A 4,434-nucleotide genomic window follows, 5' to 3' on the forward strand; every position below is an offset into this window, starting at 1 on the left:
TGAGGCCCCGGCCCCCTCTCTGGGGGCGGGGGCCCGCGGGGGGGGGGGGCGCGCGGGGGGGGCAACGAATTGATCCCCCCCCCCCGCGCCCGGGGGGGGGGGGCCGGGGGCCCCCTCGGGCTCACAGCGCGAGCATGGCCCGCGCGGGGATGCCGGTGTCCGCGAGCGGCCGGAGCGCCAGCCGGACGAGCGCCAGCGCGTTGTCGTCGCCCGCGATGCGATTGGCGCTGAGCCGGCCGCAGGCGAGGCAGTCGTGGATGAGCATCCACTCCCCGTCCTGCCGCACCGACAGGCTCAGGGGCACCATCCGCCCACGGCACCCCGCCGCCCGGTCACCCGGAACGCGCCCGTCCACATGCAGGCTGACCAGGCAGGACGGGCAGTGATTGCGGTGGGCGGTGCCCGGCGCCGCCAGCGGGACGTCGAGCCGGCACCCGACGCACCGGAACGCGTCCCCGCGCGTCCCGGCCGGCCCGTGCAGCACGTCCTTGGCCCGCTGCGGACGGCGTCCCGATCCCCGACGGGGCTTGCGCCGCGTCATCGGAGCTCCTCGGTCGCCCGGTTCACAGGTCACCGAAGGCTTCGAGCGGGAAGGGCGGCTGGGCCAGCGGACGTACGGCCATCCGCATCAGGATCAGCTGGTTGTCGTCCCCGCGGACCGGGTTCGAAGTCAGCTCGTCGCACCGGGTGCAGCGGTGGACGAGCATCCAGTCGCCGGTGCGCAGCACCGCGATGGAGATCGGGGCCATCCGGCCCTCGCAGTCGGAGCGGCCGCCCTCGACGTGGTCGACGAGGTGCTGCGAGTGCAGACAGCTGGGGCAGTGGTTGCGCCGGCTGCCGTCGGGTGCGTACGCGGCGACGGTCAGTCCGCAGCGGACGCAGGTGAAGGTCTCCAGGGAGGACATGGGAGACGGGGAGGACATGGCTGAGCGGTGCTGGGGGTTGTCGTGAGACACCCGGATACTCCTTGCCGAGGAAATGAGGAACGAAGCAGCAGGGAAGTACCGAGCACCCCTCGCGTCAGAGGCGTAGGGGGAGCGGGGCCGGACAGCTGCGCGACGGCAGCCGTCCGTGAGGTGTCAGCAGTCGGTCGCGTACGGCGGCCGCGGACGGTCAGGCCCGGTCGCCCCGGCGCCACAGGCGCGACGAGGGAGGCTCGGAATCACTGGCCGGGGCATACATCAACTGCTTTCCAGGGCTCGCGCCCAGAGGTCACCCGCGGTCGGTCCCGCGGTCGAGGAGCGAGCACCGTAACAAGGGGGCCGAGGGACCGGCCACCGAATTTTGTACGCCGACTGTCGCCTGCCGACCGTCAGACCGCAGGCCGGCGGCGACGGCAGTCAGTCGTGCCGCGGGCGCCAGCGCTCCGATTCCCGTACGGCACTCCAGGCGGCGAGGCAGGCCACCACCAACGCCAAGGCGCAGAGAGTCGCCACCGATGCGCTCAGCATCAGCGGAGGCAGCTCGCCGCTTCTCGGTGGTGTCGTGTAGGGCAGCGTGACCCAGACGGCGCTCACCGTCCCCAGTGCGGCGGCGGCGCACAGGGGTGCGGCGAGTGTCCAGGCGGCCACGGTCACGTACACCCGTCGGCTACCGCTGACCACGGAGACCGGTGCGATGGAACGGGCGAAGCGCAAGACCTCGGCAAGACAGTTCAACGCAGCTGCCATCGCCACCAGCCCCACACCCACGACCCCCAGAAGCGTTACCCACCGCAGCTGTGAGGAGAGCAGCGCCGCGCCCCCGATCCATCCTTGCCCGACTGCCTCGACGAGGGCGCCGGGGCCCAGGATGGAGAGGGCGTCACGCTTGAGGGTTCCGAGCGGAAGCGCTTCGCCCTGCGGGGAGTAGACGACGAGCACATTGCCCTGACGCGGGGCGAGTGGGCCGCGGTCCACGCCCACCTGCTCGACGGAGGGGGGCAGCAGGGCCCGGAGGGCGGGCGAGGAGTCCGAGAGCAGTACGTCCTGTGCCCGGCGCCCGGCCGGGCATTCCAGGCCCAGGCCGCGCAGAGCACCGCAGTTTCCGCGGACCGTGACTGCCTGCCGAACCTCGACCGGTCCGTCCGGGGTCTCCTTCACCTCGCCTGCTCCGTTCGCCAGACCGAGCGTCGAGTCGAGCACCGCGACCTCGGCTCCGGGCGGCAGCTTCTCGACCCATGCCCCGGTTCTGCCCTCCGCGCCGTGCGGCATCTGTACTGTGAGGAGGCTGTGCCCGAAGCGCTCCCGCATGGCCAGTGCCCCTTGGACCGAGGCGCTGTGCATGCTCGGGTACACCTGGACCACACTCAGCAGCCCCAGCGCGATGACCACGCCCGCCACCAGGCGCGAGAGGTACCCCGGCCGTCCCTGGGTCCAGCGGCCCGCGAGGAGAGTCCCCGCCCAGCCCCGGCGGCGCCCGAGTGCCGTCACGCCGCGGCCCGCCGCGGACAGCAGCAGCGCGACGGCCGCAGGCACGGTGGCCAGGGCCCCGACGGTGCCGAGCAGGGACACCAGCACGACGGTCCGGGTGGCCCCGTACGTGGCGAACGCCGTGGGCGACCAGCTCAGGATTCCCAGGAATACCGGGCACAGCCCGGCCGCGACCTTCACCAGGCGTCCCCGGCCGGTGCCGCGTGGTCTGGTCGACCTGCCGGGCCCCGCCCACTGATGCATCAGGACGACCAGAGCGACGATCAGCAGCGGGGACGCGATCAGTGTCAGGACCAGCGGCCAGACGTGGGATCGCATGTCGGACGCTGCCAGTACGTAGCCGACGAAGGGAATTCTCAGATCGGTGACCAGGGCCGCTCCCAGCACAGGAGCGGTCAGCGCGACGCCGAGCAGCAGCGCCGGAGCGGCTTCCCCCGTGCTCAGCAACGCCACTTGTCGGCGTCCCCCACCCAGAGCGCCGAGTAGTGCCGTACGCCGGTCACGGCCCGCCGCGCCCAGCCGGGTGGCCACCACGGCGAACAGACCGGCGGGCAGGCCGAGCATGGCGATCAGCAGGCTGAGAAAGACCGACAAGGGGCGCACGGTGGCCAGGTCACCGAATCCGCCCGCGTCCTTGGACCCAAAACCGGTGGCGAGCAGGGCATGGTCGGCGGCGAGGGTTCCGTCCGCGGGCCGGGCGTAGGCGTAACGCTCGCCAGGACTGGCCAGCCCTTCCGGAGCGATGCTGCCGACGACCCGCCCGTACCGGTCTTCGACCCCGTCGGCGGCCAGCGACGGCGACAACACCGCTTCGCCCGGCCCCGGCCAGCGGGAGACGCCGGGGGGCAGAGGAGCGTCGGCGCTCATGGGCTCGACGTAGATGACTTCCACCTGCTGGTCGTGAACATCGTCCACATAGAGCTGTATCCGCAGAGGAGCCTCTTCCGGGGTCTGCCCGTCGTGCAGACGCAGCACCGGCGTGCGGGCCGCCCCGCGCTCCGTCCGCTCGTCGTACGTGGCCCATGCAGCCACCGCCGCGGCCAAGGTCACGGCGAGCACGCAGGTGGCGATCGTCAGAGCCACGAAACGGATGCGGCCGTCGGCGGATCCGCGTCCGGCGGCGCGCCCCATCCGTAGCAGTTGACGGTTCAGCGACCGTCCCGTGTTCATCGAGCACCTCGGGAAAGCGAGACGTCCTCAGCGACGAGCCGCCCCTCGCGGAGCGCGAAACGATGATCGGCACGAGCCGCGACGGACTCGTCGTGCGTGACCACCAAGACCGCGCAGCCCCAGGTGCGGGGGAGGGAGAACAGCAGCTCAGCGACGGCTTCCCGGTTCTGTGTGTCGAGCGATCCCGTGGGCTCGTCGGCCAGCAGCAGGGCAGGACGGTTGACCAACGCGCGTGCCACGGCCGCCCGTTGCCGCTCCCCGCCGGACAGCTCCGCAGTCGGAGTCGCCTCAACCGGCACGCCGAGGTCGACGAGCAGCCGGCGCGCACGGTCGAAGGCCTCGGCCCGCTTGACCCCGGCCAGGAGCGCGGCCATCGCGACGTTCTCCACGGGAGTGAGCTCCGGGAGCAGTTCGCCGAACTGGAACACCATGCCCATGGTGTCGCGCCGGTGTCTGGCCAGGTTGCGCGGCTTGAGCCCGGCCAGATCCTGACCGGCGATGCGGACCGTCCCGTCGTCGTAACGGATCAGCCCGAGCACACAGTTGAGCAGTGTGCTCTTCCCTGACCCGCTGGGCCCGGTGACGGTCAGCGACTCACCGGCGGGGAGCGTGAGGTTCACACCGTCGAGCAGTGCCCGGCCGGCCACGGAATAGGAGAGGTCCCGAACGTCCAGCACGGGGTTCACTTGCATCACACGGTCTCTTTCAGCCGGTCGCTCGCGCCTGGCGTGACCGGATCACGGGAGTAAAGGACCTGGGCGGGGGGGGGGGGGGGGCGCCGGGCCGGGGGCGCCGCGACGGGGCGCGGAGGGTAGCTGCCGCACTGCGGCGCGCAGCCGAGGGGGCAGCGGGG

General features: G+C 72.4%; 4 protein-coding genes. All 4 read right to left on the reverse strand.

Going from position 1 to position 4,434, the window contains the following annotated elements:
• Positions 1-121: 121 nt before the first annotated feature.
• Entirely contained in the window at positions 122-541 is a 420-nt protein-coding gene (locus JS521_RS23765) for an RNHCP domain-containing protein (RefSeq protein ID WP_205084980.1), read from the reverse strand.
• Between the two features lie 22 nt (positions 542-563).
• Entirely contained in the window at positions 564-956 is a 393-nt protein-coding gene (locus JS521_RS23770) for an RNHCP domain-containing protein (protein WP_205084981.1), read from the reverse strand.
• Positions 957-1,340: 384 nt separating this feature from the next.
• A complete protein-coding gene (locus JS521_RS23775) occupies positions 1,341-3,581 on the reverse strand; it encodes an ABC transporter permease family protein (protein WP_205084982.1) in 2,241 nt (746 codons plus the stop codon).
• Positions 3,578-4,273 carry an ABC transporter ATP-binding protein gene (locus tag JS521_RS23780; protein WP_205084983.1) on the reverse strand — a complete coding sequence of 232 codons (696 nt, stop codon included), beginning with the start codon at positions 4,271-4,273 and terminating at the stop codon, positions 3,578-3,580. The genes JS521_RS23775 and JS521_RS23780 overlap by 4 nt, the downstream gene beginning before the upstream one ends.
• Between the last annotated feature and the right edge of the window lie 161 nt (positions 4,274-4,434).

Origin of the sequence: Streptomyces durocortorensis, assembly GCF_016901035.1 — a bacterium.
Taxonomy (GTDB): domain Bacteria; phylum Actinomycetota; class Actinomycetes; order Streptomycetales; family Streptomycetaceae; genus Streptomyces; species Streptomyces durocortorensis.

Bases quoted from the DNA above. Each gene is read 5' to 3' on its own strand.
- JS521_RS23765 (WP_205084980.1), bottom strand. From the start codon at position 541: ATGACGCGGCGCAAGCCCCGTCGGGGATCGGGACGCCGTCCGCAGCGG.
- JS521_RS23775 (WP_205084982.1), bottom strand. From the start codon at position 3,581: ATGAACACGGGACGGTCGCTGAACCGTCAACTGCTACGGATGGGGCGC.
- JS521_RS23780 (WP_205084983.1), bottom strand. From the start codon at position 4,273: ATGCAAGTGAACCCCGTGCTGGACGTTCGGGACCTCTCCTATTCCGTG.